We start from the raw sequence: 24,443 nt of genomic DNA, 5'->3' as shown, positions 1-24,443 counted from the left end.
TTATGCATCCCCTTGGAACAGCATGGGCGGGAAATGGCTTTCCTCCAGCTGCTTCTTAATCTTTTCAAGGTCAATGGTAATAGTAGTATTTGCGTCAATCTTGACAGAGCGGTAATCATGGGGCTGCAGCAGCGGCTGGGTCAAAGGCTGGGCAAGGGGCGCTGCCGCAGGCTTCAAAACCCCCTCGCCCATCAGCAGCTTATGGCTGCAGGTCTCCCGGTAGGGGCAGGCCCTGCACCCGCTGTAAAGCTTTGTGTATCCCATGCAATACCTCCTATAATCCTAAATCCGCACGGTCTACAATGCGGAAACGCCTTGACTTTTTGGCTATGGTACGGGCACCCTCCAGGGCGTCCGGGCCGTCATCGTGGGCCGCCATGGGGAATTGGGTCAGCTGCTCCAGGAGCCTTTTATGGCGGCGGTTAAACTTGATATACTTGTTTTTTACATCCGGCTGCAGGGTCTGGATACGCAGCACCTTGTCGCTGGACTGCTGCACTTCCTCGATAGGCAGGTACAGCCCCGCCCTGGCGCTGGCCTTTGCCAGCTCCTCCTTGAGGAACCACTGGAATTGGTTCACCTCGGCCCCAAACTTCTTATAGCCCCGGCCATAGGTGGCCCGCAGCCAGCGCTCCTTGTCCAGCACGTCCATGATAATGCGGTCTGGATGCCTGCGCTCGATATCGGCGTCCATTATGAACATATAGCCGCTGGCCTTGTGCTTGGCTATGGTCAGGATAGCGGAAAAGTCGCTTTTCTTGTTTTTGCCCAGGGAGGGGTCTACAAAGCCAAAGAATTGATAAGCCCGGTCGCGGAAATCTATCTCGGCCTCGTTGTAGTAGTCCAGCCATTCCTCCATAAACAGGCAGTCGTCCGGGTTGATAGGCTCGTTCTGCATTTCACTGTTGAAAGCGCTCTCGCCCTCAGATACCCGCATAACCATAAGGTCATAATAGGAGAGTTTTTCCTCCCATAGCACCTTTGTGCCCGCCAGCATAGTGGCCTGGTGCATATGGAAGAAAGCCAGGGCGTCCTGTTCCCGGCCATCGTTTGCAAGGTCTGTATAAATCTCCGTCCACTGCTGCCAGAGGGCGTCCGCCTCCGAAAAGGAAATGACCGCCTTATACTTGATAGCCCTATAGGCCGGGTTCTTCAAGGTGTTGGCAAGCAGGCTGTCATAGTGCAGCAGGGTGCCGATATAGATAATGTCCGTGTAATCGTCCCCGGCCTTGGATACCGCTTTCTTGAACCAGTTGTCGAGCTTGGCCCTCTGGTCTGGGGTACGGACATTTTCATCATTCTCCACATCGTCCAGGATAATAAGGTCGGGCCTCCAGTTCCGGTGCTTGCGCCCACGGATTTTCTTGCCGCTGCCGATGGCCTCCAGCTTGATGTTGCTTTTGGTCACCAGCACATTATTGCGCCATACCTTGCCGGGCAGAAAGCCAAAGTCCTCTATAATGGCGGCGTTTTCTTCAAACTCCACCCGGATATTGTCCAGAAAGCCCTCGGCCTGTTCGCTGCTGTCCGATATAATAATGGGGTAATGTTTATACTGGTACAGGACGGCGTGCATTGTGCCCTTAAAGGTCAGGTTGGTGCTTTTGGCGTGGCCACGGGGCGCGGCCACTACCCGGCGCACACCAGGCAGGCGGCTGATTGCCTTGGCGTCAGCCGGGGCCAGGGGGGAGCGGCCTTTCAGCACACCCTGCTGCCAGATGCCGTCCAGCTCCCGGTGGAAGTCCGGGGAGGGGCGGCTGAAATAGTGGGGGAAGTAGGCCCGCCCGAAAAATTCCATGTCAATGGCCGCCAGCCGTTTGCGCAGGCCGCTGCCCCCGGTAAGGGGCAGGCCCGCGATATAATCCTTTTTCAGCTGCTCCCGTTCCGGGGAATGATCCCTCTCCAGAAAATCCTTTAAGAGCGCCCGCAGGGCGTTTAAGTCCGTGCCCTCGGCCTCGTATTTTTTAGCCTCGGCCTCGGCCATGGCCCCCGTAAGGGCCTCTATGCTCTGCTTTTTCCGCTGCTTCAAACAGCCCGCCTCCTTTCCCTTGCTGATACGGGGCCAGAAATGCCCCTATTTGCCCCTTTGCCTTTTGGTGGTAACTTTTCCCGCCCTCTTGGCTGGGGCGCGGTTTGAACGGCCTTAAACGGTTCTTAAACGCATAGAAACAAAACAAAAGAGGCCGGGGCCGCAAAATCCCGCCCCGGATGGGTGTGCTTCGCCATCCGGGGCCTGTTTTGGCCCGGTCTCCATGCGTCTATGTCCACCGATCCGCGCCGGGGGGACGCATCAACCGCCCGGCCTTTTTCGGTTTCCTGTATGTACCTTTTAAGAATCGTTTACAAGCTCCACCGAAAGCTGCACCGTTTTCGGCTCCCCGCAGATGGTCAGCTCCACTTTGGCCCTGCGGGCGTGGCTGTCATACTGGATAGCACGGCTGGCAAAGTTCCCCAGCACCCCGCCCACGATTTTGAGGGAGCCGTCTGGCTGCCTGCGCACCCTGGTGGGTTCCAGGGGCTTGCCGCCCCCGGAAAGCACCTTGATCCACTCGGCCTCCAGGTAGGTGAGCCGGGAGGGGGAAAGGCCGCTGGTGCCCAGGAACCGCTGCACATGGGGCACGTCCCGCACCTTATAGTAGTTGTCGGCGTTATAGTCCAGGCTTACAAACACATAGCCCGGAAAGAGGGTATACTCCTTGTGTGTCCAGGCCCCGCCCTTACGGACGGCCCGGTTTTCCCTGGGCACCAGGGCAATCATGCCCATGCCCCGCAGCGCCTGCTGCACGTCCTGCTCCTGCCCGGTATCCACCTGCAGCACATACCACATACCCTCACCCCTTTTCCAAACCGTCCCGCTTTTTCGCGTTCAAAAATTCGCTTACCTGCCTGTAAAGCTCCGGCTGCTCCCTGGCCATGGCCTCGAATACCAAAGTCCGCACAGCCTCCAGGCCCGCCTCGGTGGCGTCCTGGTTCTGCATTTCCACCCGTTTCTTGTAGGCGGCGGCCCGCACCAGGGCATTGGCCTCCCGGAGCATCTTGTCGATGCTTACCCCCTGCCAATCCTCCTCGCTGGCCCCGGCCAGGGCGTTCAGCAGGTTCTGGCTGGTGAGCCGGATAATGGCCTCGGTGGTGTCCAAGTCCGGGTAACGGTCTAACTCATCCATCATGCGCCGGAAATTCTCCTGGGCCACCGCCAGCATCTGTACATTGGCCTGGTATGCCTGGGCGTACCGGCACACGCTTGCCACCGATATGCCCACGCCGTTCTGGCCTAAAAAGTCCACAATCTCCCCATAGGTGGCATTGGACAAAAGCATCTGCTCCACCGCTTCCCGCAGCGCGGGGTCTAACCCGTCTATTTTGCTGTGCTTTCGGTTGCCCGCTTTTTTGCCCATGTGCCCGCTCTCCTATACTTCGATCATGTTGTCCTCTATGCCGCCTTTCAAAAGGCGCTTGCCCCGGCTGGTGAGCTTACCCTCCAGCTCGGTATATTCATGGTCTGCCAGCAGCGCAGGCTCCCGTGTAGAAATCAGCCTTAAATGGATATAACCCTCAGACGCTAAAAAGTTTACGCTGTCCAGGAATTCATCCTCGGCCACACCTTCACCAGCCAGCAGGCTTTGCAGGTTGCCCAGCCTATTGTACTTGTGGGAGAGGATATTCAAGGGCCGCAGCACCCCGCCATTGTTCTGGACAAAGTTGCCAGCCCGCAAAAGGCTCTTGTCGCTGCTGGACACTTCCACCATATCGTCATCGATCCCCCCGGCCCGCAGCCTAATGCCCTTGCCAGTGAGCTTGGCCTCCAGGGCTGTATATTCCGCATCGGCCAGGGTGGCCGTCTCTTTGGTGGAAATATACCGCAGATGGATATATCCCTCTTCTGCCAGGAAGTTGACGCTTTCCAGAAATTCATCCGGGGCCATGCCGCTGCTTTTCAGCACCCGCTCTATCCCGGCCAGCTTGTTAAACTTTATGCGCAGGATATTGACCGCCTGCAAAATCTGGCCATTGTTCCGGGCAAAGTTACCAGCCTTTATGCGCTTTACGTCCATTTCCGTCATGCGCCCCTGCCTCCCTGTTTCATCAATATATCCAGTATTGTGTCTAGCTTGCGCTCTGTTTTGGCCTGCTCACGAAAAAAGTCCTCTTTGGTCAGATAGTTTTCTGTTATCTTTTTTATTTCTGCCTGTGTAGCATCGTGGTCTTTATCATGCACCCTGCGGGGGGTATAGTCCTGTTTTATCCGCTCAATATCATCGGCCAGCCTATCTACCCGCCCGAACACAGTCCGCTTTACCAGGTAGGTCAAGCCGCCTGTTATCAGTCCCAAAAGGGCCAGCGCCAGCCACCATGTCCCATTATCAAACGTCACACGAACACCCCCGAAAAAAGAAAAGGTATGATTGATTTGCCTCAATCATACCTTCAAAACACGCAAGCGGTCAACGTAAAGCGTTTAAGTTTTTTATTTTACAATAGGGAGAGCTGCCCATCCATGGGGCGGGCACGGACGGCCCGCATCTTATCTGATACAATACTCCTTATTGTGACTTCTGTCAATCCGTATTTTTGTGCCAGTTCCCGGAAGTTGTACCCGTCAAACTCGGCCTTGATTTGTTCATTCCTTTCCATGCGCTCAATTTTGTCCGTTTTTGGAATATAGAAGTAAGTGCCTCCATACTCCTCCATTAGCTTTTTGAAATTGTCCTCGCCTATCAAATCAGCTATTTTCTTCTGTTCCTGGCTCAAATCTTCCAGCCAGCTTGTTTCCGGGGCACTCATCGCGGATCACCTCCCGGCGGGCTTTTCCCCGCATTTGCCACATACTTTTTCAGTATCTCAATGAGACGGTTGCAGGTCTGGAAGTCTATCCAGGCAAAAGGCTCCTTGGGTAGGGCGTCTATGTGCAGCTCCTTTTTTAGGATTCCGCACAGGCGCTGCCCTAAAGTGGCCCTGCTGGGCGCTGCGTCCGCTTTTTGCAGCTCATAGAGTAAAGCCCACACCTTGCGCTGCTGGGCTGCCGTGGCCCCGCCAGGGCGCTCTGTGTGCGTCTTGGGTTTACGGCGCGGGGGCGGGGTGCCCTGGCGCTGCTGCAGGTCGTTAATCACCGCCTGGGCCTCGGCGCTGGTGAGCGCCCTTACAGAGCCTTTCCCGGTAATGGCCGCCACCAGGGAGTGCAGGGCGTCCTCCTCGTTGTCCCGCTCCACAATGCCCAGCGCATTGCCTATGGCGTAAATTTTCTTAATCTGCTGCCCGTTGATAGCTGCCATATCTTCCTCCTTTCCCCGCTCTATGCAATAGTTAACAAAGTCTTGTTAACTATAACGGCTGTTCGGCCTCCACGCCCACCTTTATGCTTTCCTCCACGATAACGGCGGCCCGGATAATGTCCACGGCCTCCTGGGTGCTGCCCTGCCAGCCAGCGGCCCGCAGTACCTGGGTGAGCCATTCCCAATTTATCACCTCGGCGGCAAGGTAGGCCCAATCGCTGGCCTCCTGTTCCGGCAGGCCGCCCACTTTTATGAGCGTGGCCTTGTCCCGGTTGTAAGTACCCTTGAGCCGTTTCTGCAGGGTGGCCTGCACCTTGGGGTCGCTGCTGATTTTCTGGATCAGGCTGTCTAAAGTCCCCTCGGTGTAATTCCCCTGGGCCACCATCCCCAGCAGTTTTTTGCAGGGGGCTGTCATGGTGTCGGTTGTTTCCGTCTTGATAAAGTCCCCGGCCACGCTGCCCAGCACCTCCTTGACCATGGTAAGGGATACCGGCTTGACCGTGGCGGCGTTTGTCACCGTCACCCGGCTGTTTTGGCTGCCCCAATAGGAGGCGGTCAGCAGCTTGGTGTCCTTAAGGTCATCGGCGGCCAGGGTCTCAAAGTACCCCTTGAGCCAGTCCATGCGCTCCTTTATCCTGCCGGATTCAAGGGTCAGGGCGGCGTATTCGTCCACATAAGCCTTGACCTGTTCCTGGTTAATCATCCCCGGCCACCTCCCGCAGGCCCTGGCGGCACTCCCGGCAGATGTCAAAGCCCTTAAACTTTATAACACCCTGGGTGCCGCCGCAGATATTGCAGGTCGGCAGGTGCTTCTGCAGCAGCAGGCCCCCGTCCTCTGTCGTGGTGATATCCAGCGCCGCGCCCCCCTGCAGGCCCAGCTGGTGCCGCAGCTGCTGGGGGATGGTCAGGGTGCCTTTTTTGCCCAGCTTCTTTTGTGCGTCCATCCGCATACCTCCTTTGTGTTTTCCTCACTCTGCGTCTATCCGGGCTTGTGACCGTTGCCCCAAAGGGCAGCCGCATTAAGGCGGGGCCGAGGCCCCTATAGTTTCAAGACGGGCATTATCACCTCCTCAATCAATTCCCCCCAGGTGTAATCATCCCGGCCCTCGCCCTTGAGCCGTTGGGAAAACTTGTCCATTTCCACCGCTAACTTTAGCAGTTTAAGCACCCCCACCTCCTCCGGGGTAACTTCCAGCATATCCGGCCCCACCATGCAGCCGATGGCCTTAAGGAGGAAAAACTCCCGCCGGATGGGTTCCATGGCCTCATATTCTGCCCATACCTCTTTGGCAAACTTTTTGCGGTTCAGCCGGGGCTTGTCAGGCGGGAGTATCCCTTTCGCCTGCAGCTCCTTTTTGGCCTGCGCCCTTTCAGCCTTTTGGCGCTGGGTCATGCGTTTTTGTTTTTTGGGTGCCATACTGCCAGCTCCTTTCCTGGGCTGCGGCGGTTCCAGGCCGCTGCCGCATAGGACGGCTTTCCAAAAAAACCAGTCCTGCACCCGCACCGTGTGCAGATGACGAAAAATATAAGTTCTGCGCAAAGCCGCCCAATCGCCCAATCATCGTTTATAAAAGCTTCGCCCCCGCAAAAGGGGCAGGATTCCAGCTCCATGCCAGCCTCCTTTCCCAATCCCCGCATACCTCGCAGGGGTTCATGATCTGCATTTTCTTCCAGCACACAGGGGAGTCGATGTCTAATCCCCAAAACCGGCAGGTGCAGCAGGCCCGCTCCCCGGTTTCCAGTATCCTGTCGGCTTTCCCGCACCTGCTGCAGGTATAGGGCCAGTTACAGACCATCCGCGTCCACCTCCCTACCATGTCCTCGTTCTGCATTTACACGGGCTTGTGGCCGTTGCCTCCCCTTGTGTCCAGGGCGTCCCTTACTACCCGGGAAACCATCCAGTAAAGCACCGGCAGGAACAGGGCGAACACCTCGCCACCTAGCGCCTCATATCCTCGCTCGGCAAGGGCATGGGCTTGTCCGGCCCGGAAAAGCAGAAAGCCTGCTAAAGTCAGGGCGGCGTATTTGACGAGGGTTCTGACGGAAACGTGTTCCCGGAGCCGCCATTTCTGCCGTTTTATGTAGGGGTTGACCGGGACTCGGCGCTCAATTTTCAGCAGCATAAACCCCTCCCCTTAATCGTGATTTTCTCATGGCAGCAGGCCCCGAAGTTGTCCTCGTCCATTCCCGTGCGCCGAAACTCGTCCTCGTTGTAGATGTCCGCGCAGTTGAGAATTCCGGGTGTGCGGTCGGGGTGGTGCATCTGAAACAGTTTGTCCGCGCCGGGCCTGTCCAGGGCCTCAATTTCCGTCCAACCGCCCTGGTAGGGGTAACGGGGGTCGGTGCCGTAGGTGTAGTAAAATTTTGACATGGTGACGCTCCTTTCCGTTTGACTGCCTACCCCACTCTGCGTTTCCACGGGCTTGTGACCGTTGCCCCGGAGGGCAGCCGCATTAGGGCGGGGCCTATGGCCCCATTTTGTTAAGCTCTTAATCCCCGGTTAAAAGTAATTTACACCACGCCTATGCCCATATTGCGGGCCATGTTGTAAAGCCCTGTATAGGTAATGTCCTCGTTGTTTACGGCGTTGTTATAGACATTCACAGCGCCCCGGACGCCCCACTTGCTTTGACAGATGCCGTGCAGGAAAGCAGCCTCCTTTTTCTGCCCCTCCTCGCAGAGCTTTGGGAAAAGGGCCTTTACGTCCTCGGCTGTGACCTTGTGGGTGCTGTAAAAGCGGTTCATGCGGATACGGGAGAACAGCTGCGCGAACCGGGCCTCCTGCTTGCCCACCATGCGGGTGTATGTCTCGGTGTTGCCGATCAGCGCTATGCCCACGCCCTGCTGCCCGGTAATGGGGTTGGGGTCTGTCCATGTGCGTATCTCCTCCAGCGCCCGCAGCTGCAGGTGCTGGGCCTCGTCAATGATGATTACCCGGTTGGTGCCCTCCAGCTTCTCCCGGATGGAAAGGGCCAGCTCCAGCTTGCTGCGGCTTTCCGGCACCCGCAGCGCCCGCGCCAGCATCTTCAAGAGGTTGCCCAGGGTGCCGATGCTGGGGGTGGCCTGTATGTACACGCTGCTGGTGGGGTTGTCCCTCACAAACTTTTCCGCGCCCTTGGTCTTGCCGATGCCTGCATCCCCGTGGATAATGACCATGCCCTTTTCCAGCTGGCAATAGCGGATCAGCTTGTACACATCCTCGGAAATGGAGGTGGGGATATAGTCCTGGATGGGCTTATAGGGCAGGGCCTTTTCCGTGCTGGCGTCCTGTTCGTCCTGGGCCTTGAAAAACTCCTCCAGCTTGCTTTCCAGGGCTGAAATATCGCCGTTGTCGTACATACTGCGGCGGTATTGGGAAAGGGCCGTCTGGCTGATACCCATAAGGGGCGCGGCCTTGGCCTGGCTGATCTGCCTGTCCTGCAAAAACTGCTCCACCCTTGCCTGCAATGCGCTGTTATAAACCTTACTCATTGTCAAAGCCTCCATTTCGTTTCATTGCGTTTCTATTCATAACATCCAGGTCAGGCCCGCCCACTGCCTTAAGCAGCGGCTCCTCGTTGGGCCTTTGCAACTCCAGCACTTTGGGCCGGGGTTCCGGGATGATCCGGGCCGTTTGGTTTTCATGGGCCTGCTCCAACACCAATTCCAGGGCGGTACGCCTGCCGAAAGCCTGTACTGTACTGGCCTCCAGGGCCTCTTTGGTAATGCGCTCCAGCCGCCGCACCTTGCCCATGGCCTGCTTGACTTCTTCCTTGCTGGCCCCATAGGTGAGCACCGCCGTATTATCCACTGGCACCTCCATGATGAAACGATCCTCCAGGTCATACACCCGCACAGCGCTCAAATCGTCCGGGTCATAGCGGAAATACACCTTTTCGCCCATATAGTTAAAGATAAAATCATCGTTCCAGTAGTCAAGCCGCTGGCCCGCGATGTCCAGATGCACCCCGCGCCGGGTGACCTTCTGTACCCTGGCGCTGCGCATGAGCATGAGGTTCAAGTCCTCGGCCCCGGCCACCCGCTTGGTGTGCAGGTTTTCATTGTAGACCTGCTGGCGGGGCTTGCCGTGGTCTGCGGTTACCTCGCCGCCATAGGGCTGCTGGTTGAAATACCCGTCCAGCAGGGTATCCACCGTGTCGGTGAAAGTAGCGTCCAGGGGGATTTCCCCATTTTTCAGCACACCCTTGAGCTTTTCCGGCTTTTCCACCACGTTGCCGCCCGTGTAGGTCTCAAACAGGCGGGACAGTTGGTCTTTCACATCCCGGAAGCGCCGCTCTATGATTTTCGCCTTGGCGTTCTTTACGATGGCATTTGTCATCTTGATGCCCAGCCGCTCAAATACCGGGGGCACTTCAAAGCGCTCCTCGCCGTCCTTGGGCTTTTTCTTCCGGTGGCCCAGGCCGCCAATGTCGTGGGTCAAAAACTCGCGGCCATTGTCCACATAGATATTCTCCGGGATGCCGTATTTCAAAATGCCCTTGCGCAGCGCGATGAGCGTTGACTGGCTGCTGGGGGCCGTGGTGACGTGCCACCCGGTATAGAAGCCCGACCGGGCGTCAAAGAAAGCCGTAAGGTACAGCCGATGGAGCTGGCCGTTCTCGCCCTGGGTGATAACGTCAAAGGTGTGGTTGTCTGCCACCCACCACTCGTTGCTGGCCATGGCCTCATATGTACGCCGGATATACGGGGCGCAGCGGTCGCGGAAAGCTTTCTGGCCCTGGCGGCCCAGCACTTCCACAGCCTCGGGGATGTCCCTTTGTATCCTGCGCCAGAAAGTGGAATAGGCGGGGATATCTGCCACCACCTGGGGGGCTGTGTCCTGGAAGTATATCCGGGTGTACTCATAGCACTTTTGGATGGGGTGCTGGGCCTCGTCCAGGTAGTAGCTCAAAAAAGTCTGCCACATTTCCTCGGTGATTTTGCTTTTCCCCTTGCGGGCCTTGCCGCGCTTGTCCAGCAGGCCGTCCAGGCCCAGCTTGCGCAAATTGCGCTCCTTGCGGTATAATGTATCTACCGAGAAGGTGTTTTCCGGGTCAAGCTCTGCGCGGATAGAGATAAACTTTTGGTCAGCCTCGGCCTTATCCCCTGGATAACGGTTTCTGTATTCTTTCCAGTCCTCCAGGGTTTTTTGCCACCAGATGATTTCCTCGCGCTCTTCCTCGCTGAAATGGTCAAAGGGCCTACCCTCTTTTTGTAGGGACTTCGTATATTCAGCCAGCCCCGGCATTTCTGCGGCTTTATTCTTATAGTATCTAAGCTGCAAGTGGGCCTCCAGGTTTTTGAGGGGGAACACCCATTCCGGGGAGCCATCGGCGTTTATGCGCTTTTGGCCCTGCAGCTTCTGCTCACCAGCCAGTTTGCGTATCCATTGCGGACTGCATCCCTTAAGGTCGGCCAGCTCTTTAACACTTAACACAGGATTCACTATTTCACCGTCTTTCGTGACCTGCCATCGTCAGCGCAGGGCGGTCATCCCCTGCGGACTGCCCCGTGGGGCAGTTTCGGCTTATGCGGCTGCAAAATGCCGCTGGTAGTAGGTTTTTACGGCGGGGCTGGAAATGGTATAGCCGTTGATGGTGCAGAACCGAGCAATCATGCTAAAGTTAAGGTTTTGCTGTTCCTCCATGGCGGTCAGCATTTCCTCCACCTTGCGGACGATATCCGGCGGGAATGTTTCCAGCTTGCACTTAGCGGGGCCGTCACTTGTGAAAAACGGGATCACCTCCGGGGCCGTGGCCGCTGGTGCTGCAGGCTGTGCAGGTTGTGACGCTTCTTTTATTGTGGCAACAATGATGGGCACGATCTGCGTCACCACCTGGGCGGCTACCGCAGCCGCAAACTGTGCCATCTGCTCCATGGTGAAGGGCTGCGCTGCACCCGGCTGGCTGTAGCTGCCGGTCTTGCGGATGGTGGGCAGTACCTCATGGGTCACCCAGCGGGTGAACTTCTTTGCCTCCGGCTTGTCCGACCGCAGGATGACTTTGTACAGCCCGGACTCATTGATGATGGTCATTTTCTGGCCTCCGCCAAGGGTACTCACCAGATGAGTACCCTTTTCATCCGGGTCAAGTTTTCGTGCAGTGCTGTCCGTGCGCCTAATTTCCAGCACCCGGCACACATCTGCAAGCACCCACCAAGGCTCATCGTCTTTCATAACCGTGCGTACCTCGTTGCCCTCGTAGTTGAATACCTGCATTGCGTTCATTTGTCATGCTCCTTTCGCATCTGTAAAAATTTCCTCCACCTTACAGTCCAGCACTTTTGCTATCTCTCTGGCCCGCAGGTGGTTGATCCGCTTTGTTCTACCGCTTTCAATGCGGCTAATAGCACAGCCGCTTAAATCTGACTGCAAGGAAAGCTGGTGCTGTGAAAGCCCGATTTCCTCCCGCCGTCTTTTGATTTCTGGAACATTTGGGATTACAAACATTTTTTGCCCTCCTTGTATTTGTACGTTTGACGAACTTACAGTGTTATTATAGCTTGTACGTTTGACAAAGTCAAGCCTTTTCGCAAATTTTTCTTTTGCATTTGTACAACTTGTGATATACTAGGAAACATCAAAGAGTGAAAGGTTGTAGTACAATGAAAAAAACCCCAGAAAATACCCTCGCTGGCCGCCTTAAAGAGCTAAGGCTAGAGAAAGGAATAACGCAAAGACAGCTTGCTGCTGAAATAGGGGTAAGCTATGGTGCTATTGTTGGTTATGAGAATGGCCGCCGGGAACCCAATTCTAAGGCGATGGCTGCGCTGGAGCAGTATTTCGGTGTAAGCGGCGAATTTCTTCGGGGTGGGGTAGATCGGGATGCCTTTATGGAGAATATCCCCGTAATACACGCCGAGCTGGATAGGGTGATAGCCCGAATGGGACAATTTAAGGATGCCTATACCGTAAGCAATCAGGACGAGCAAGCCCTGGCTGCCAACGTACTATCCCAGGCCCTTGAGCTTATTACAAAAAACCTCCTGCAGCAGAACAAGCCGGTCAACATGGTATACCAAGAAATCACGGGGCCATTTGCCGCTGTCTTTCAACTAAATGCCGCAGGCCGCGCTGAATTGAACAAGCGGGCCGAGGAGCTGCAGCAGCTGGCTCAATACAAAAAATAGTATCATTTGCATAACCTTACCACACCCATGGAGCGCTGTCTTAGGTTTGTAAGATTCTGACGTATTCCGTCATATTCTTACAAAAAGCGTAAGGCTTTGGGGCACCTTTTAAGGAACCTAACTTTTTCTTTCAAAAAGTGGGGAGGGGGGTGCAAGTAGCCCGGAAGTCTGCCCTTGTTTCCGCAAAAACGTGAAAAGCCAAAACCCCTTGATTTTATTAGGTTTTTCGGCAGTTGCGCCCCCCTAGCGGTTACTTGCGGGGGGTGTTGCGGGGGTCAGGCTCTTAAAAGCAAAAAACAAGCCCTTTAAGCGGCGTTTGTATGCGTTCGCTTAAAGGGCTGTTGTTATTTTCTTAAAAGCCGCTTAAACCGCGCAAATACTAGGTTTGTGCGGTTTCTTAAAAGGTTTTGTGCGCGGCCTTAAACGCTCCTAAAAGGTAACTTTGAACGGTTGACGGCTTTGCGCCGCGCAGGCTGTTTTTGGGCCGAAAACGGGCAAAAAAATTTTGCAATCCCATTTTAAGGAATCGCAAAATTTTCAGCGGTATGCAAGCGGTTTTCCGCGAAAAAACCTAGTATTTAAGCCGTTTCCCGGAGTTTTCCACATTTTTTCATGTTGAAAAGTAGGCCCGTCCTGGGTTTTGCAGGTCTTGTGAAAACTTACAGCCAAAGCGGTGACTGCCCGGGGAAGCCCGGCCCAGTCTTTGTGGAGGACAATCCGCGAAAGGCCGGAGGCCTGGAAAAGCTCCATAACAGCCTCGCCCTGCTCCTCCCCGATCTCCACCCCCAGCACGCCGCCCTGGTTCAGAAGGGGAACCCATTCCTTTGCAATGGCCCGGTAAAACAGCAGGCCGTCCGGGCCGCCGTCCAGGGCCATGGCAGGCTCTCTTTGCACCTCCGGCTGGAGGGAGGGGAGAATGTCTTTGGCAACATAGGGAGGGTTTGCGGCAATCACGTCCAGTCCCTGGAACCGGGCTGCGGTTTCCCCTGAAAGGATGTCCCCCTGAAAAGCCCTGACAGGGTATTGGGGATACGCTTGGAGGTTTTTTTCCAGATAGGAAAACGCCTGGGGGGAAAGCTCCAGGCAGTCCATTTGAAGCCCTGGGCACAGGGAGCAAAGCCCCAGGGCCACAGCCCCTGTGCCCGCGCAGAGATCCACCCCCGAAAGGCACTCCCTTCCCGCAAGCTGCCGGGCAAGGGCCTCCACCAAAACGGCTGTGTCCTCCCGGGGCACCAGCACCCCCTCCCCCACCTGCAGGGTAAGGCCCATAAAGTCCCAGCGCCCCAGGATATATTGTAAGGGCCTGCGGCCTGCCCGCTCCCGGACTGCCTGCAAAAAGGCCTGCCGGGCAGGCTCCGGGCAATGCTCTTCCCCATGAACCGCAAGGCCGGGGCGGTCTAAGGAGAAAAAGTGCCGGCACAGCAGTGCCGCGTCTGTGCCGGGATCTTCTATGCCAGCGGCCCGCAGCCGGGAAAGGCAGTGCAGGTATAGCTGCCGGTAGGTATCCGCCTTTTCCGTCACGAGAGCAAATCCTCCCCGTTTTCCGGGATAACCGCCTCCATGGCGGCAATAGCGGCCTCTATCATTTTATCATCCGGCTCCTTCACCGTGATGCGCTGCATCCAAAGCCCCGGGGCGGTGACAATCCGGGAGAGAAGCCCTGTGTGCCGGGCGCAGGCCTTTTGCAGCTCAAAGCCGATGTTTACCATCAGGGGGATGCACAAAAGCTTTGTCACTGTGCGCAGAAAGGGATTTTCAAAGGGAATGAAAAAGCCCACAATAATGCCGATAAGCAGCATGAGAATCAGGAAGCTGGTGCCGCACCGGGGATGGAACCGCTTCTGCTTTTTCACATTCTCCACAGTCAGGGGCAGATCGTTTTCATAGCAGAAGATGGTTTTATGTTCCGCCCCATGATACTGGAAGGTGCGGCGCATGTCTGGCAGCAGGGATACCAGCAGGATGTATCCCACAAAGATGGCAATGCGCAGGAAGCCCTCAAAGACAGAGCGCCAGGGGGCGATGTCAGCGGGAAAGGCTTTTTGCAGCAGGTTAAAGAGGACTGTGGGCAGGAAAAAGAACAGCAAAATGGCAAGGGCCACGCCCAGCACGCCGCCAATTGCCATCACCGCCCCGGTAAGCTTTTCCCCCAGGTGATCATACAGCCACTTGTCCAGGCCGGAAAGCTCCTCTTCCCCGTCCTCCTCCGTCAGCTTGTCCGCGGAGATGGATAAGGCCTTGTAGCCCAGGCGGAAGGTGTCCACCAGGGAGAAAATGCCCCGGATGAAGGGCTTGCCCAGAATGGGCCATTTATCCCGCAGCCGGGGGGTCGTAATGTCCTCTGTGGTGACATTGCCCTTCTCGTCACAGAAAGCGGCTGTGGTGCGCTTGGGGCCAACCATCATAATGCCTTCAATCAGGGCCTGCCCGCCTATGGTGGTGATTTTCTTTGTTTTTTCCATTTATTCCCGATTCCTTTCCAGCAGCTTTTGTATCTCCGGCGTCTCCACAAGCTCAGGCGACGCCTCCAAAGTGGCGCACAGAGGCAGGGAGATGGCGGCACAGGTGCCCTTCCCCTCCTGGCTTTCCAGTTCCAGCGCGCCGCCGTGCATGGCGGTGATCTCATCCGCCAGCGCCAGGCCAATGCCAGAACCTCTCACAAGCTGGTTTGCCTTGTAAAACTTTTTCTTTACATTAGGCAGGTGCTCTGCCGGAATGCCGCAGCCTGTGTCTGTCACCAGCACCTTCACATAGCCCGCCTCTACAGAGGCCGCCACGCTGACGGCTCCGCCTTCCCCTGTATATTTCAGGGCGTTGTCCAGGATGTTCACGAACACCTGCCGCAGCCTGTCCCTGTCCCCGTAAACCGGGGCAAGCTGGTCTGTCTCCGCGTAGCGCAGCTCCTTGCGCTCTGTGCGGGCGCGGTCGGTAAAGAGGTACACCGCCTCGTCCAGCTCCGCTATCAGATCCAGCCGCTCGGCAATCAGGCGCATGCGCCCGCTTTGCAGCCGGGAGAAATCCAGCAGCTCTTCCACAAGGCCGGAAAGCCGCTCCGATTCCCGGATAATCACCCCGATGCCCTTTTCCTCGGTGCCGGGATCCGCGCCCCCCTGAAGGGTTTCGGCCCAGCCCTTGATGGCGGTAAGGGGGGTGCGCAGCTCGTGGGAGACAGAGGAGATAAAGTCGTTTTTCATCCGCTCCGCCGCCCCCAGCTCTCCCGCCATGTCGTTGATAGCGTCGCAAAGCTGGCCTATCTCGTCATCCTTGGACTTCTCAATGCGCACCTCAAAGTCCCCTTGGGCAATCTGCCGGGCGCTCTGGCTTACCTGCCGCACGGGCACCAGGATGGAGCGGATAAAGTAGGCGCCGCTTAAAGTGAGCAGCAGCATGATAAAGGCCCCGCCCAGCACCAGCGCGCTTATGACCAAGGCTGTCTGGCGGTCGGCCCGCTCCAGGGAAACCATGTAGCGGATGGCCCCAATCAGGCTCCCGCTGCTGTCCCGCACTGCCCGGGTGACAGCCATCACCTTCTCCCCGGTGTCCAGCTCCCCCACCCATTTGCCGGCATTGTCCCCGCTTCTCAGGGCCATTTCATAGTCGGGCATGGCCTGCTGCTGGTCAGGCTCAAAGCCTGTGGAGGTGATGAACACCTTGCCGTCCTTGCTTAAAGCCATAATTTCCATCCGGTTTTTTTCCTGAAACACGTTTTCAATGTAGTCCCGGGTGATGGCGGCAAACTCGGAGGTTTCATATCCCCCGGAACTGCCGGAGAGCCAGTTGAGCAGTTCCTCCAGCCGCCCGGTGAGGGCCAGCTCCATGCCGTTATAGGTGGAGCTTTGCACCATCATGGAAAGGGTGAGGATGGACACCAGCAATATCAAAAACACCACGCCGATGGTGTTGATAAACCACCGGCGGGAAATCCCTCTTGTCATGGCGCGCCTCCTTCTAAATTGCCTCCGGCGGCCAAAGGGTTATCACCCTTTGGAATCCCGCGCTTCGCTTTTCGCGCTTTAGCCAGAGAGGCACAGCCACGCTCCCTGCCCGCGCCATTCGCTCTACAGCAGCCCCAGCCTCAGAAGCTGTTCCCGGCAGGCCGCCTCCACCTTCTCCGCCGCCTGGGACAGGGTCATCCCGGGCAGGGTGAACCCGGCAGCCCCCGGGTGCCCCCCGCCGCCAAAGCTTTCCCCGATTTCCCGGGCGTTGGCAGGGGGGTTGCTGCGTACAGAGCCTTTCACCAGGCCGTTCTCCTTCTCCTTTAAGGTGACGCCTAAAAGCACCCCTTTTATCTGCCGGGGCAAAGCCGCCATCCCTTCCAGATCGCCTTCCTGCACGCCTGTACGCTCGTATATGGAAAGGGGCACCTGTACCATGGCGCACTTCCCGCCGCAGGAAAAGGCCATGCTCTCCATCAAGATCCGCTCAGCCTCTATCTGGGCCTTAGACTTGCTTTCATGCATCTCCCGGTTTATCCTGGCCCCGTCGGCCTCCAGTTCCAGCAGCCTTGCAGCGATGCGATGGGTGCGGGGGGTTACATTGGCATAGCGGAAGCACCCGGTGTCCGTAGAAATGCCGGTGTACAGGCAGTCTGCCATGGCCTTGTCAATGGAGACTCCCAGTTCCTGGAGCAGCAGGTAGATAAGCTCGCTGTTGGCGGCGGAATCCGGCTCCACCCAGCTTTCCCGGGCAAAAAGCGTATGCCCGCTGTGGTGGTCAATAGCCAGATCTATCCGGCCCGCATATTCCTCTTCCAGGCTTCCCAGCAGGGAGGGCGTGGCCACGTCTACCGACACGATATGGGCAGGCTCCCGGCCAAGGGGCGCAAGCCCCTCAAAAAGATAGCTGTATTTTTCGTCAATTTTGTCCCCGCAGGCAAAAAAAACCCGCTTTCCCAAGGCGCCAAGCCCCCGCACCAAGGCCCCGGCAGAACCCAGGGTATCCCCGTCCGGGGAAGCGTGGCACAGCACCAGGATGTCGTCCCAGCCCCGCAGCAGCGCGGCTGCCTTCATGCAGTCTGCCATCAGTCCTCTTCCTCCTCTTTTGGCTCTTCTTCCTCCGGAATGTCCAGATCCTGAAGCATCCGGGAAATGGACGCGCCATAAGCAATGGAATCTGTGGCCTTGAAAATCAGTTCCGGCACGTGCCGCAGCTTCAGCCTGCGGCCCAGCTCCCGCCGGATATATCCCCCGGCGGATTTCAGCCCCTGCACAGCAGTTTTTGTGCGCTCCATGCCCTCCATGGTGCTGGCGTATACGGTGCAGTAGGAGAGGTCGTTTGTCACCTCCACCCGCACGACGCTCAGCAGGCAGTCCTTCACCCGGGGATCTTTCACCTCCCGCAGGATTGCCGTCAGTTCCCGGTGTACGTCCTCCGTCACCCGGGCTATCTTGTTTCCTGCCATCTTTACGCTGCTCCTCTCTGCCAGAGGCAAAACGCTTCTGCCTCCGGCGGCATAAGAACTTTTTTCAGGAAAAAGGTTCTTATGCATCTCCAAAAACCTTGGAGAACGGTCATTTGTTTCATTCCCACATTTATTCTTTACAGCAGGGCTGGATTATCCCCCAAAGTGCTGCATAAAATCTGTATAATAGTCCCCGGCCTTGAAGCGGGCGTCCCGGACAATTTCAATCTGGCTCTCAATATTATTGCGGGTGCCTCCCACCACCAGCTCGCATAAAGCGGACTGCATCTTGCGGATGGCTTCCCCCCGGGTGGAGGAATAGACAATCATCTTCCCAAGCATGGAGTCGTAATAAGGCGGGATGTCATAGCCCTGGTAAAGGAAGGTGTCAAAGCGCACCCAAGGCCCGCCAGGCGTGTGGAAAAAGCCCACCTTGCCAGCGCCCAAGGCGTTAATGCGGCACTCAATGGCAGCCCCCCGCACCTGGATATCCTCCTGGGTGAAGTCAAGCGGCACTCCCGCCGCTATGCGGATCTGCCACTTCACAATGTCCACCCCGGTTACAAGCTCTGACACAGGGTGCTCCACCTGCAGGCGGGTGTTCATCTCCATGAAATAGAAATGGCCCGCCTTGTCCATGAGGAATTCTACTGTCCCCGCGTTTTCATAGCCCGCCGCTTTGGCGGCCCGGGCGGCTGTTTCCGTCAGCTTTTCCCGCAGCTCCGGGGTGACGGCGGGGGAGGGGGACTCCTCTATCAGCTTCTGGTTGTTCTTCTGGATGGAGCATTCCCGCTCTCCCAGGCACACGGTGTTCCCCGCCTTGTCCGCCAAGAGCTGCACCTCTATGTGCTTGACAGGGGCCAGATATTTTTCCAGATACATCCTGCCGTCGCCGAAAGCCTTTTCCGCTTCCTGGCTGGCTGTGCCAAAGGCTTTTTCCATGTCCTCCGGCCTTTTCACCAGCCGGATGCCCTTGCCGCCGCCGCCGGCGCTGGCCTTAATCAGCACAGGATATCCGATGGCTTTTGCTGCCTCGCAGGCCTCCCCGGCGTCTTGCAGGATGTCTGTGCCGGGGGTGACAGGCACGCCGTTTGCCTGCATTAAGCGGCGCGCGGCGTCCTTGTCCCCCATCTGGGAGATAACCTCCCCGGGAGGGCCGATAAACACCAGGCCATACTGCTTGCACATTCCGGCAAACCCGGCGTTTTCCGCCAAAAAGCCGTAGCCGGGATGGATAGCCTGGGCGCCTGTGGCGATGGCAGCGCTGACAATGCGCTTTGCGTCCAGATAGCTTTCCTCCGCCCGGGCGCCTCCAATGCACACAGCCTGATCCGCCAGGGCCACGTGAAGGGACTCCTTGTCCGCCTGGGAATACACCGCCACTGTGGAGATGCCCATCTCCTTGCAGGCCCGGATAATGCGGATGGCGATTTCCCCCCGGTTCGCAATTAAAATCTTCGTGAACAATTTGTTTTCATCCTTTCAAGAGGAGCCAAAAGCCCGCCCCTTATTCCGCCCCGTCTACCAGGGCAAAGGAAAATTCCGCGCTTACGCACACCTTGCCGTTTACACGGCCCACGCCCTTGGCAAAGTAAAAGCTGCCCCGCTGCCGGGTAAGCTCGCATTCTGTTTCCAGGGTGTCCCCAGGCTTCACCTGCCCCCGGAACTTCACATTGTTCAGGCTTGTAAACAGGGGCGTTTTTCCCTGCGCGCTTCCAATAAGCAGCACGCAGGCCGACTGGGCCATCATCTCGCACTGGATAACCCCCGGCACCACCGGGTTCCCGGGAAAATGCCCCTGCAGAAAGTATTCGTCCCCTTTAATATGGCATTTGCCATGGGCCTTGCCGTCTATCAGCTCCACCTCGTCCACCAGCAGCATTGGCTCCCGGTGGGGCAGCAGCTTTTTGATTTCTTCCTTGTTCATACCAGTACCTCCTAAGACCTTGGGAACTGTCTCGTCTGCCGACTCGGTCGGCTCATGGTCCGCCCCCAATCCCCTGCAAGCCCTTTAAAAAGGGCTTGCGCCTAAACTATTCCAAAACAGAAGTATTATATTATTCTAAATAGTGGTTGCCCGTATTCCACCACCTGGCCGTTGCTCACGCAGATTTCCGCCACCCTGCCGGAAACCTCCGCCGGGATCTCGTTCATCAGCTTCATGGCTTCGATAATGCATAAAGTGTCGCCTTTTTCCACCTGATCCCCTACAGCCACAAAGGGCTGGCTCTCCGGGGAAGCCGCCGCGTAAAACACCCCCACTGTGGGAGACGCCACCAGGGTGCCTTCCTTCTGGGCAGGGGCCTGCTCCGGGGCCGGGGCCTCTACAGGGGCCGGCACAAAGGGGGAACCCTCTGCCTGGGGGAAGGCCGCGGCCTCCTGCCGGCGCTCCAGCTTCAGGGAAACCTCGCCTTCTTTAAACGCAAGGCTGGTCAGGCCGTTTTCTTTCATCAGCCTTGCCAGGGCTTCAATCTCTTTTATTTCCATACCTGCATCCTTTCTGGTTCGGGGACTGCCCGCGGTTTTCGGGACAGTCCCCGGTTTGGAAGTTTTTATAAAGCTTTTTTAAAGGCCAGATAGGCGTTGTGCCCGCCAAATCCCAGGGAAGCCGACAGGGCCAGCTCTATCTCCGCCTGCCGGGCTGTGTTCGGCACATAGTCCAAATCGCAGTTGGGGTCAGGCTCTTCATATCCGATGGTGGGGGGCACAACGCCCTCCTCCAGGGCCTTCACGCAGGCAATGGCCTCCACAGCCCCTGCGGCGCCCAGCATATGCCCTGTCATGGACTTGGTGGAGCTGACCATGCATTTGCGGGCCGCTTCTTCCCCCAGGCCCTTTTTAATGGCCAGGGTTTCGCAGGAGTCGTTCAAGGGGGTGCTGGTGCCGTGGGCATTTACGTATATCTTCGCGGGATCCCCGCAGCCCCCAGCCTCGTCATAGGCCATTTTCAAGGCCCGGGCGCCGCCGGCAGCCTCCGGATCCGGCGCGGTGATATGGTGCGCGTCGCAGGTGACCCCGTAGCCGCAAAGCTCCCCGAAGATTTTTGCGCCCCGGGCCTTGGCGTGCTCATATTCCTCCAGCATCAAAGCGCCCGCGCCCTCGCCCATAACAAAGCCGTTGCGCCTTGCGTCAAAGGGCACGCAGGCCTTTTCCGGATCCTCTGTGGTGGAAAGGGCCTTCATGCTGGCAAACCCCGCCACCCCCAGGGGGATAATAGCCGCTTCCGCGCCGCCTGTCAGCACCGCGTCCAGATAGCCATGCTTAATGGCCCGGTAGGCCTCGCCAATAGCGTTGTTGCCTGTGGCGCAGGCTGTCACAGCCGGGATGGCAGCGCCCTGGAATTTGTATTTAATGGCGATAAGGCCGCTTGCCATGTTGATAATCAGCGCGGGGATGAAGAAAGGGGACACCCGCCGGGGGCCTTTTTCCATCAGCGCCTGCTGCTGCGCGGCAAAGGTTTCAATGCCCCCAATGCCAGAGCCGAAATAGGTGCCGATGCGCTCCGGCTCCAAAGTGCCCACAATGCCGCTTTCCTCCACAGCCTGCCCGGCCGCTGCCATGGCATACTGGCAGAAAAGGTCAAACTTGCGCGCGTCTCCCTTGTCCATGTACCGCAAAGGATCGAAATCCTTTACCTCTGCGCAAACCTTTACCTTGTATTCTGCCGCGTCGAATTTCGTAATCGGCCCTATGCCGCATTTCCCGGCCTTTAAAGCCTCCCAGAAGCTGGGCACGTCGTTGCCTATGGGGGTTACGGCGCCCATGCCTGTTATCACAACTCTACGCAATGTGTAAACGTCTCCTTTCCCTGTTCCGCCTCCGGCGGCTGAAGGGACCTGCCTTTGCCAGGCCCCTTGAAGAATCTTCAAAACCTTGCGGCGCACAAAGGTCGTGCGTTTCCAGGGCTTCCCGCCCTGCATCCGGGGCTCTTTACGTTGCCAGGCCCCCGTCCACCCGGATGGTTTCGCCTGTGATATAGTCGGAATCCGGGGAAGCCAGGAACAGGGCCGCGTTTGCCACGTCCTCCGGCTTGCCCATTTTCCTCATAGGCACCTGCTGCAAAAGGGGGTTGTCCTCCTTGATGTCCTTTGTCATGTCTGTCTCAATGAAACCAGGGGCAATGCAGTTGCAGCAAATGCCCCGGCCCCCCAGCTCCTTGGCAACAGACTTGCTCATGCCGATAAGCCCGGCCTTGGAGGCGGCATAGTTTACCTGTCCGGCATTGCCCACCAGCCCCGCAATGGAGCTGATATTGATGATCTTTCCATAGCGCTGGCGCATAAAGCCCCGGCAGCAGGCCCTTGTCATATGGAAAGCGCCCTTCAGGTTGATGTCCAGCACCATGTCGTAATCCTTCTCGTCCATCTTCACCAGCAGGCCGTCCCGGGTAACCCCGGCGTTATTCACCAGGATGTGGATTTTCCCCAGATCCTCTGTCACCGCCTTAACGGTATCGTTCACAGCCTCTTCCTCCCGCACGTCGCAGAAATAGGCCTTGGCCCTGCGGCCCATGGCTTCTATTTCCCTGCAGACGGCAAGGGCAGGCTCTTCCGGGCCTACATAAATCACGGCGATATCTGCTCCGTTTTCAGCAAGCTTCAGGGCAATGGCCTTTCCCAGGCCCTGGGAAGCCCCTGTCACAAGGGCAATCTTGTTTTCCAGCTTCATGTGTGTTTCCTCCTTTGGTTTGGCGTGGACGCGAGTTCTTTGCCAGCTTTCTCCGAAAGAAAGCTGCGGGAGTGTGAGGGCAGCGCCCTCACGGCCTTAAGTGTGGCAGGCGAGAGAAGTCCCGCGGCCTTAAGTGCGGGAAGCCTCCAAAGCGGCTTGAAGCGTCTCAGCGTCCTGCACCTGGTATGCCTTTGCGGTTTTTATGGTTTTCTTAATCAGCCCGCAAAGGGTTTTCCCTGGGCCGCACTCAAAGAAGGTGTCCGCACCCTCTGCCGCCAGGGCTTCTATTGTCTCCTGCCAGCGCACCGGGCTTTTCACCTGCCGCACCAGCAAAGCGCCCATATCCCCTTCGTAGGGCTGGGCGGTGGCGTTTGCGTAAATGGGAAGAGAGGGCTTCCCCAGGGGAATTTCCCCCAAGGCTTCCAGAAGCTTCCCGGCGGCGCTTTCCATCAGCGGCGAGTGGAACCCCCCGCTTACAGCCAGGGGCGCGGCCCGGCCTCCGGCCTCTTTCACCTTTGCCTGGAAAGCCGCAAGCTGCTCCGGATCCCCCGCCACAACAAGCTGGCCCGGGCAGTTATAATTGACAGGCCACACCCGGGAAAACTCCCCGCACAGCGCCTCCACCTTTTCGTTTGAAAGCTTCAGCACCGCCGCCATAGCGCCGGGATTGTCCTCTGCCGCCTGCTGCATGGCCTGCGCCCGTCTGCACACGAAATCAAATCCCGCTTCCGGGGCGAACACGCCTCCAAAGGTGAGGGCCGCAACCTCTCCCAGGGAAAAACCCGCCGCGAAGTCCGGGCGTATCCCCGCTTCCTCCAGGGCCTTTGCCGCCGCCAGATCCACGCAGTAGACACAGGGCTGGGTGTTTTTGGTAACAGCCAGTTCCTCCGCTGTGCCGGAGAAGCACTGGGCAGAGGTGCCCGGGCGCAAAGAGTCCGCCAGGGCGAAAACCTCTTTTGCGGCAGGGCTTATCCCGCACAGGGATTCCCCCATGCCGGGATACTGCGCCCCCTGGCCTGAAAACACAAAGGCTATTTTACCCATTTCCCCGCCCCCTTCAGCACTTCTTCCGCTTCTGTGAACATCTCTTTGATAATCTCGGCGGCGGGCTGTTCTTTGTTCACCATGCCGGCAATCTGCCCGGCCAGGAAGTCCCCGGTTTTTTCGTCGCCCTCCACAGCGGCCCGGTACAGCGCCCCGCTGCCCAGCTTCTCCAGCTCTTCGTCGGAAATCTGGCTGTATTCCGCTTTCAGGAAATCCTTGGCGAACTGGTTCTTAATCTGCCGCACCGGATGGCCCAGCCGCTTGCCGGTGGTCATAGTGGCAATGTCGTTTGCCTTTAAAACCTTTTTCTTGTAGTTGGGGTGTACGCCGCATTCGTGGGCCACCAAAAACCGGGTGCCCACCTGCACGCCTGCGGCTCCCAGCATAAAGGAGGCCGCAATGCCCCTGCCGTCCCCGATGCCCCCTGCCGCCAAAACAGGCAGGTTTGTGGCGTCGCATACCTGAGGCACCAGCACCATGGTGGTCAGTTCCCCCACATGGCCGCCAGACTCCCCGCCCTCCGCGATAATGGCGGAGGCCCCGGCCTTTGTCACAAGCTTTGCCATGCCCACGCTTGCCACCACAGGGATAACCTTCACCCCTGCCTCCAGCCACAGGGGCATGAACTTAGAGGGGTTCCCGGCGCCGGTGGTGACAACCGCCACCTTTTCCTCCGCCGCCACCTGGGCCACTTCCTCCGCGAAGGGGGACATAAGCATAATGTTCACCCCAAAGGGCTTGTCTGTCAGGCTTCTGGCAAGCTGTATCTGTTCCCTTACATACTGGGCGTTGGCGTTCATGGCGGAGATAATGCCTAAGCCCCCGCCGTTTGAAACAGCGGCCGCCAGCTTCCCGTCGGATATCCAGGCCATGCCCCCCTGGAAAATGGGATATTCAATTCCCAGCAAATCACACAGCGGTGTTTTTATCATGATGAAACCATCCTTTCTCTA

At 57.5% G+C, this 24,443-nt stretch carries 32 protein-coding genes and 1 other RNA gene; 1 reads left to right on the top strand and 32 read right to left on the bottom strand.

What is annotated here, in order from left to right:
* The 20 genes from VSQ30_RS15475 to VSQ30_RS15385 all read right to left on the bottom strand — a co-directional run bounded on the left by VSQ30_RS15475 (position 1) and on the right by VSQ30_RS15385 (position 11,697).
* Positions 1-264: a hypothetical protein gene (locus VSQ30_RS15475; protein WP_334465168.1), complete on the bottom strand. Its 264-nt coding sequence runs from the start codon at positions 262-264 to the stop codon at positions 1-3.
* A gap of 10 nt (positions 265-274) precedes the next feature.
* Complete coding sequence (terL, locus tag VSQ30_RS15470) at positions 275-2,029, bottom strand: phage terminase large subunit (protein WP_334465166.1); 1,755 nt, start codon at positions 2,027-2,029, stop codon at positions 275-277.
* Between the two features lie 300 nt (positions 2,030-2,329).
* Entirely contained in the window at positions 2,330-2,827 is a 498-nt protein-coding gene (locus VSQ30_RS15465; RefSeq protein WP_334465165.1) for a transcription termination/antitermination NusG family protein, read from the bottom strand.
* A 4-nt stretch (positions 2,828-2,831) separates the two neighbouring features.
* Positions 2,832-3,395, bottom strand: a complete 564-nt coding sequence (locus tag VSQ30_RS15460; RefSeq protein WP_334465163.1) for a phage protein Gp27 family protein — start codon at positions 3,393-3,395, stop codon at positions 2,832-2,834.
* A 12-nt stretch (positions 3,396-3,407) separates the two neighbouring features.
* Positions 3,408-4,061 (bottom strand): hypothetical protein, encoded by a 654-nt coding sequence (locus VSQ30_RS15455; RefSeq protein WP_334465162.1) that lies wholly within the window; start codon positions 4,059-4,061, stop codon positions 3,408-3,410.
* On the bottom strand, positions 4,058-4,372 hold the full coding sequence (locus VSQ30_RS15450) for a hypothetical protein (protein ID WP_322175630.1): 315 nt from the start codon (positions 4,370-4,372) through the stop codon (positions 4,058-4,060). Before VSQ30_RS15450 ends, VSQ30_RS15455 begins: the two co-directional genes overlap by 4 nt.
* 98 nt (positions 4,373-4,470) lie before the next feature.
* Positions 4,471-4,782: a Mor transcription activator family protein gene (locus VSQ30_RS15445; protein WP_334465160.1), complete on the bottom strand. Its 312-nt coding sequence runs from the start codon at positions 4,780-4,782 to the stop codon at positions 4,471-4,473.
* Positions 4,779-5,270: a regulatory protein GemA gene (locus VSQ30_RS15440; protein WP_334465159.1), complete on the bottom strand. Its 492-nt coding sequence runs from the start codon at positions 5,268-5,270 to the stop codon at positions 4,779-4,781. Before VSQ30_RS15440 ends, VSQ30_RS15445 begins: the two co-directional genes overlap by 4 nt.
* 49 nt (positions 5,271-5,319) lie before the next feature.
* Complete coding sequence (locus VSQ30_RS15435) at positions 5,320-5,973, bottom strand: hypothetical protein (RefSeq protein ID WP_334465158.1); 654 nt, start codon at positions 5,971-5,973, stop codon at positions 5,320-5,322.
* Entirely contained in the window at positions 5,966-6,214 is a 249-nt protein-coding gene (locus tag VSQ30_RS15430; RefSeq protein ID WP_334465157.1) for an AbrB/MazE/SpoVT family DNA-binding domain-containing protein, read from the bottom strand. Before VSQ30_RS15430 ends, VSQ30_RS15435 begins: the two co-directional genes overlap by 8 nt.
* Before the next feature lie 95 nt (positions 6,215-6,309).
* On the bottom strand, positions 6,310-6,687 hold the full coding sequence (locus tag VSQ30_RS15425; protein WP_334465155.1) for an addiction module toxin RelE: 378 nt from the start codon (positions 6,685-6,687) through the stop codon (positions 6,310-6,312).
* Positions 6,660-6,881 carry a Lar family restriction alleviation protein gene (locus VSQ30_RS20675; RefSeq protein ID WP_350339961.1) on the bottom strand — a complete coding sequence of 74 codons (222 nt, stop codon included), beginning with the start codon at positions 6,879-6,881 and terminating at the stop codon, positions 6,660-6,662. The genes VSQ30_RS15425 and VSQ30_RS20675 overlap by 28 nt, the downstream gene beginning before the upstream one ends.
* On the bottom strand, positions 6,836-7,066 hold the full coding sequence (locus VSQ30_RS15420; RefSeq protein ID WP_334465153.1) for a hypothetical protein: 231 nt from the start codon (positions 7,064-7,066) through the stop codon (positions 6,836-6,838). The genes VSQ30_RS20675 and VSQ30_RS15420 overlap by 46 nt, the downstream gene beginning before the upstream one ends.
* Positions 7,067-7,102: 36 nt before the next feature.
* Entirely contained in the window at positions 7,103-7,393 is a 291-nt protein-coding gene (locus VSQ30_RS15415) for a hypothetical protein (protein ID WP_334465152.1), read from the bottom strand.
* Positions 7,384-7,641 (bottom strand): hypothetical protein, encoded by a 258-nt coding sequence (locus tag VSQ30_RS15410; protein ID WP_334465150.1) that lies wholly within the window; start codon positions 7,639-7,641, stop codon positions 7,384-7,386. The genes VSQ30_RS15415 and VSQ30_RS15410 overlap by 10 nt, the downstream gene beginning before the upstream one ends.
* Before the next feature lie 140 nt (positions 7,642-7,781).
* Entirely contained in the window at positions 7,782-8,741 is a 960-nt protein-coding gene (locus VSQ30_RS15405; protein ID WP_334465149.1) for an AAA family ATPase, read from the bottom strand.
* The gene (locus VSQ30_RS15400; RefSeq protein WP_334465147.1) at positions 8,734-10,695 is read right to left on the bottom strand and encodes a Mu transposase C-terminal domain-containing protein; all 1,962 of its coding nucleotides are present in this window, start codon (positions 10,693-10,695) and stop codon (positions 8,734-8,736) included. The genes VSQ30_RS15405 and VSQ30_RS15400 overlap by 8 nt, the downstream gene beginning before the upstream one ends.
* A 15-nt stretch (positions 10,696-10,710) precedes the next feature.
* Positions 10,711-10,777, bottom strand: an RNA gene (locus VSQ30_RS15395) — hammerhead ribozyme type II.
* Positions 10,777-11,475, bottom strand: coding sequence for a BRO-N domain-containing protein (locus VSQ30_RS15390; protein WP_334465145.1), 699 nt, complete (start codon positions 11,473-11,475; stop codon positions 10,777-10,779). Before VSQ30_RS15390 ends, VSQ30_RS15395 begins: the two co-directional genes overlap by 1 nt.
* A 3-nt stretch (positions 11,476-11,478) precedes the next feature.
* On the bottom strand, positions 11,479-11,697 hold the full coding sequence (locus VSQ30_RS15385) for a helix-turn-helix domain-containing protein (RefSeq protein WP_334465144.1): 219 nt from the start codon (positions 11,695-11,697) through the stop codon (positions 11,479-11,481).
* Between the two features lie 155 nt (positions 11,698-11,852).
* On the opposite strand from VSQ30_RS15385, the gene VSQ30_RS15380 reads away from it, so the two are divergent.
* Positions 11,853-12,377 (top strand): helix-turn-helix domain-containing protein, encoded by a 525-nt coding sequence (locus VSQ30_RS15380; RefSeq protein WP_334465143.1) that lies wholly within the window; start codon positions 11,853-11,855, stop codon positions 12,375-12,377.
* A gap of 537 nt (positions 12,378-12,914) precedes the next feature.
* Here the strand turns inward: VSQ30_RS15380 and prmC are convergent.
* The 12 genes from prmC to VSQ30_RS15320 all read right to left on the bottom strand — a co-directional run bounded on the left by prmC (position 12,915) and on the right by VSQ30_RS15320 (position 24,422).
* Positions 12,915-13,898 (bottom strand): peptide chain release factor N(5)-glutamine methyltransferase, encoded by a 984-nt coding sequence (gene prmC / locus VSQ30_RS15375; protein ID WP_334465141.1) that lies wholly within the window; start codon positions 13,896-13,898, stop codon positions 12,915-12,917.
* Positions 13,895-14,839, bottom strand: a complete 945-nt coding sequence (locus VSQ30_RS15370) for a DUF1385 domain-containing protein (RefSeq protein ID WP_334465139.1) — start codon at positions 14,837-14,839, stop codon at positions 13,895-13,897. The genes prmC and VSQ30_RS15370 overlap by 4 nt, the downstream gene beginning before the upstream one ends.
* Positions 14,840-16,312: a sensor histidine kinase gene (locus VSQ30_RS15365; protein ID WP_334465137.1), complete on the bottom strand. Its 1,473-nt coding sequence runs from the start codon at positions 16,310-16,312 to the stop codon at positions 14,840-14,842.
* 123 nt (positions 16,313-16,435) lie between these two features.
* Positions 16,436-17,398: a DHH family phosphoesterase gene (locus VSQ30_RS15360; RefSeq protein WP_334465135.1), complete on the bottom strand. Its 963-nt coding sequence runs from the start codon at positions 17,396-17,398 to the stop codon at positions 16,436-16,438.
* A complete protein-coding gene (gene rbfA / locus VSQ30_RS15355) occupies positions 17,398-17,778 on the bottom strand; it encodes a 30S ribosome-binding factor RbfA (RefSeq protein WP_334465134.1) in 381 nt (126 codons plus the stop codon). Before rbfA ends, VSQ30_RS15360 begins: the two co-directional genes overlap by 1 nt.
* A 153-nt stretch (positions 17,779-17,931) precedes the next feature.
* Positions 17,932-19,245, bottom strand: coding sequence for an acetyl-CoA carboxylase biotin carboxylase subunit (locus VSQ30_RS15350; protein ID WP_334465132.1), 1,314 nt, complete (start codon positions 19,243-19,245; stop codon positions 17,932-17,934).
* 40 nt (positions 19,246-19,285) lie between these two features.
* A complete protein-coding gene (fabZ, locus tag VSQ30_RS15345) occupies positions 19,286-19,705 on the bottom strand; it encodes a 3-hydroxyacyl-ACP dehydratase FabZ (protein ID WP_160642268.1) in 420 nt (139 codons plus the stop codon).
* Between the two features lie 125 nt (positions 19,706-19,830).
* Positions 19,831-20,265 (bottom strand): acetyl-CoA carboxylase biotin carboxyl carrier protein, encoded by a 435-nt coding sequence (gene accB / locus VSQ30_RS15340; RefSeq protein WP_160642269.1) that lies wholly within the window; start codon positions 20,263-20,265, stop codon positions 19,831-19,833.
* Between the two features lie 65 nt (positions 20,266-20,330).
* Positions 20,331-21,566 carry a beta-ketoacyl-ACP synthase II gene (gene fabF / locus VSQ30_RS15335; protein WP_160642270.1) on the bottom strand — a complete coding sequence of 412 codons (1,236 nt, stop codon included), beginning with the start codon at positions 21,564-21,566 and terminating at the stop codon, positions 20,331-20,333.
* A 142-nt stretch (positions 21,567-21,708) separates the two neighbouring features.
* Positions 21,709-22,446 (bottom strand): 3-oxoacyl-[acyl-carrier-protein] reductase, encoded by a 738-nt coding sequence (gene fabG, locus VSQ30_RS15330; protein ID WP_334465130.1) that lies wholly within the window; start codon positions 22,444-22,446, stop codon positions 21,709-21,711.
* 129 nt (positions 22,447-22,575) lie between these two features.
* The gene (locus VSQ30_RS15325; protein WP_334465129.1) at positions 22,576-23,490 is read right to left on the bottom strand and encodes an ACP S-malonyltransferase; all 915 of its coding nucleotides are present in this window, start codon (positions 23,488-23,490) and stop codon (positions 22,576-22,578) included.
* Complete coding sequence (locus VSQ30_RS15320; RefSeq protein ID WP_334465128.1) at positions 23,478-24,422, bottom strand: nitronate monooxygenase; 945 nt, start codon at positions 24,420-24,422, stop codon at positions 23,478-23,480. Before VSQ30_RS15320 ends, VSQ30_RS15325 begins: the two co-directional genes overlap by 13 nt.
* Between the last annotated feature and the right edge of the window lie 21 nt (positions 24,423-24,443).

The sequence above is a fragment of the Acutalibacter sp. JLR.KK004 genome (assembly GCF_036941085.1).
In the GTDB taxonomy this organism is placed as follows: domain Bacteria; phylum Bacillota; class Clostridia; order Oscillospirales; family Acutalibacteraceae; genus Acutalibacter.
This window is presented reverse-complemented; position numbering and strand designations above follow the sequence as displayed.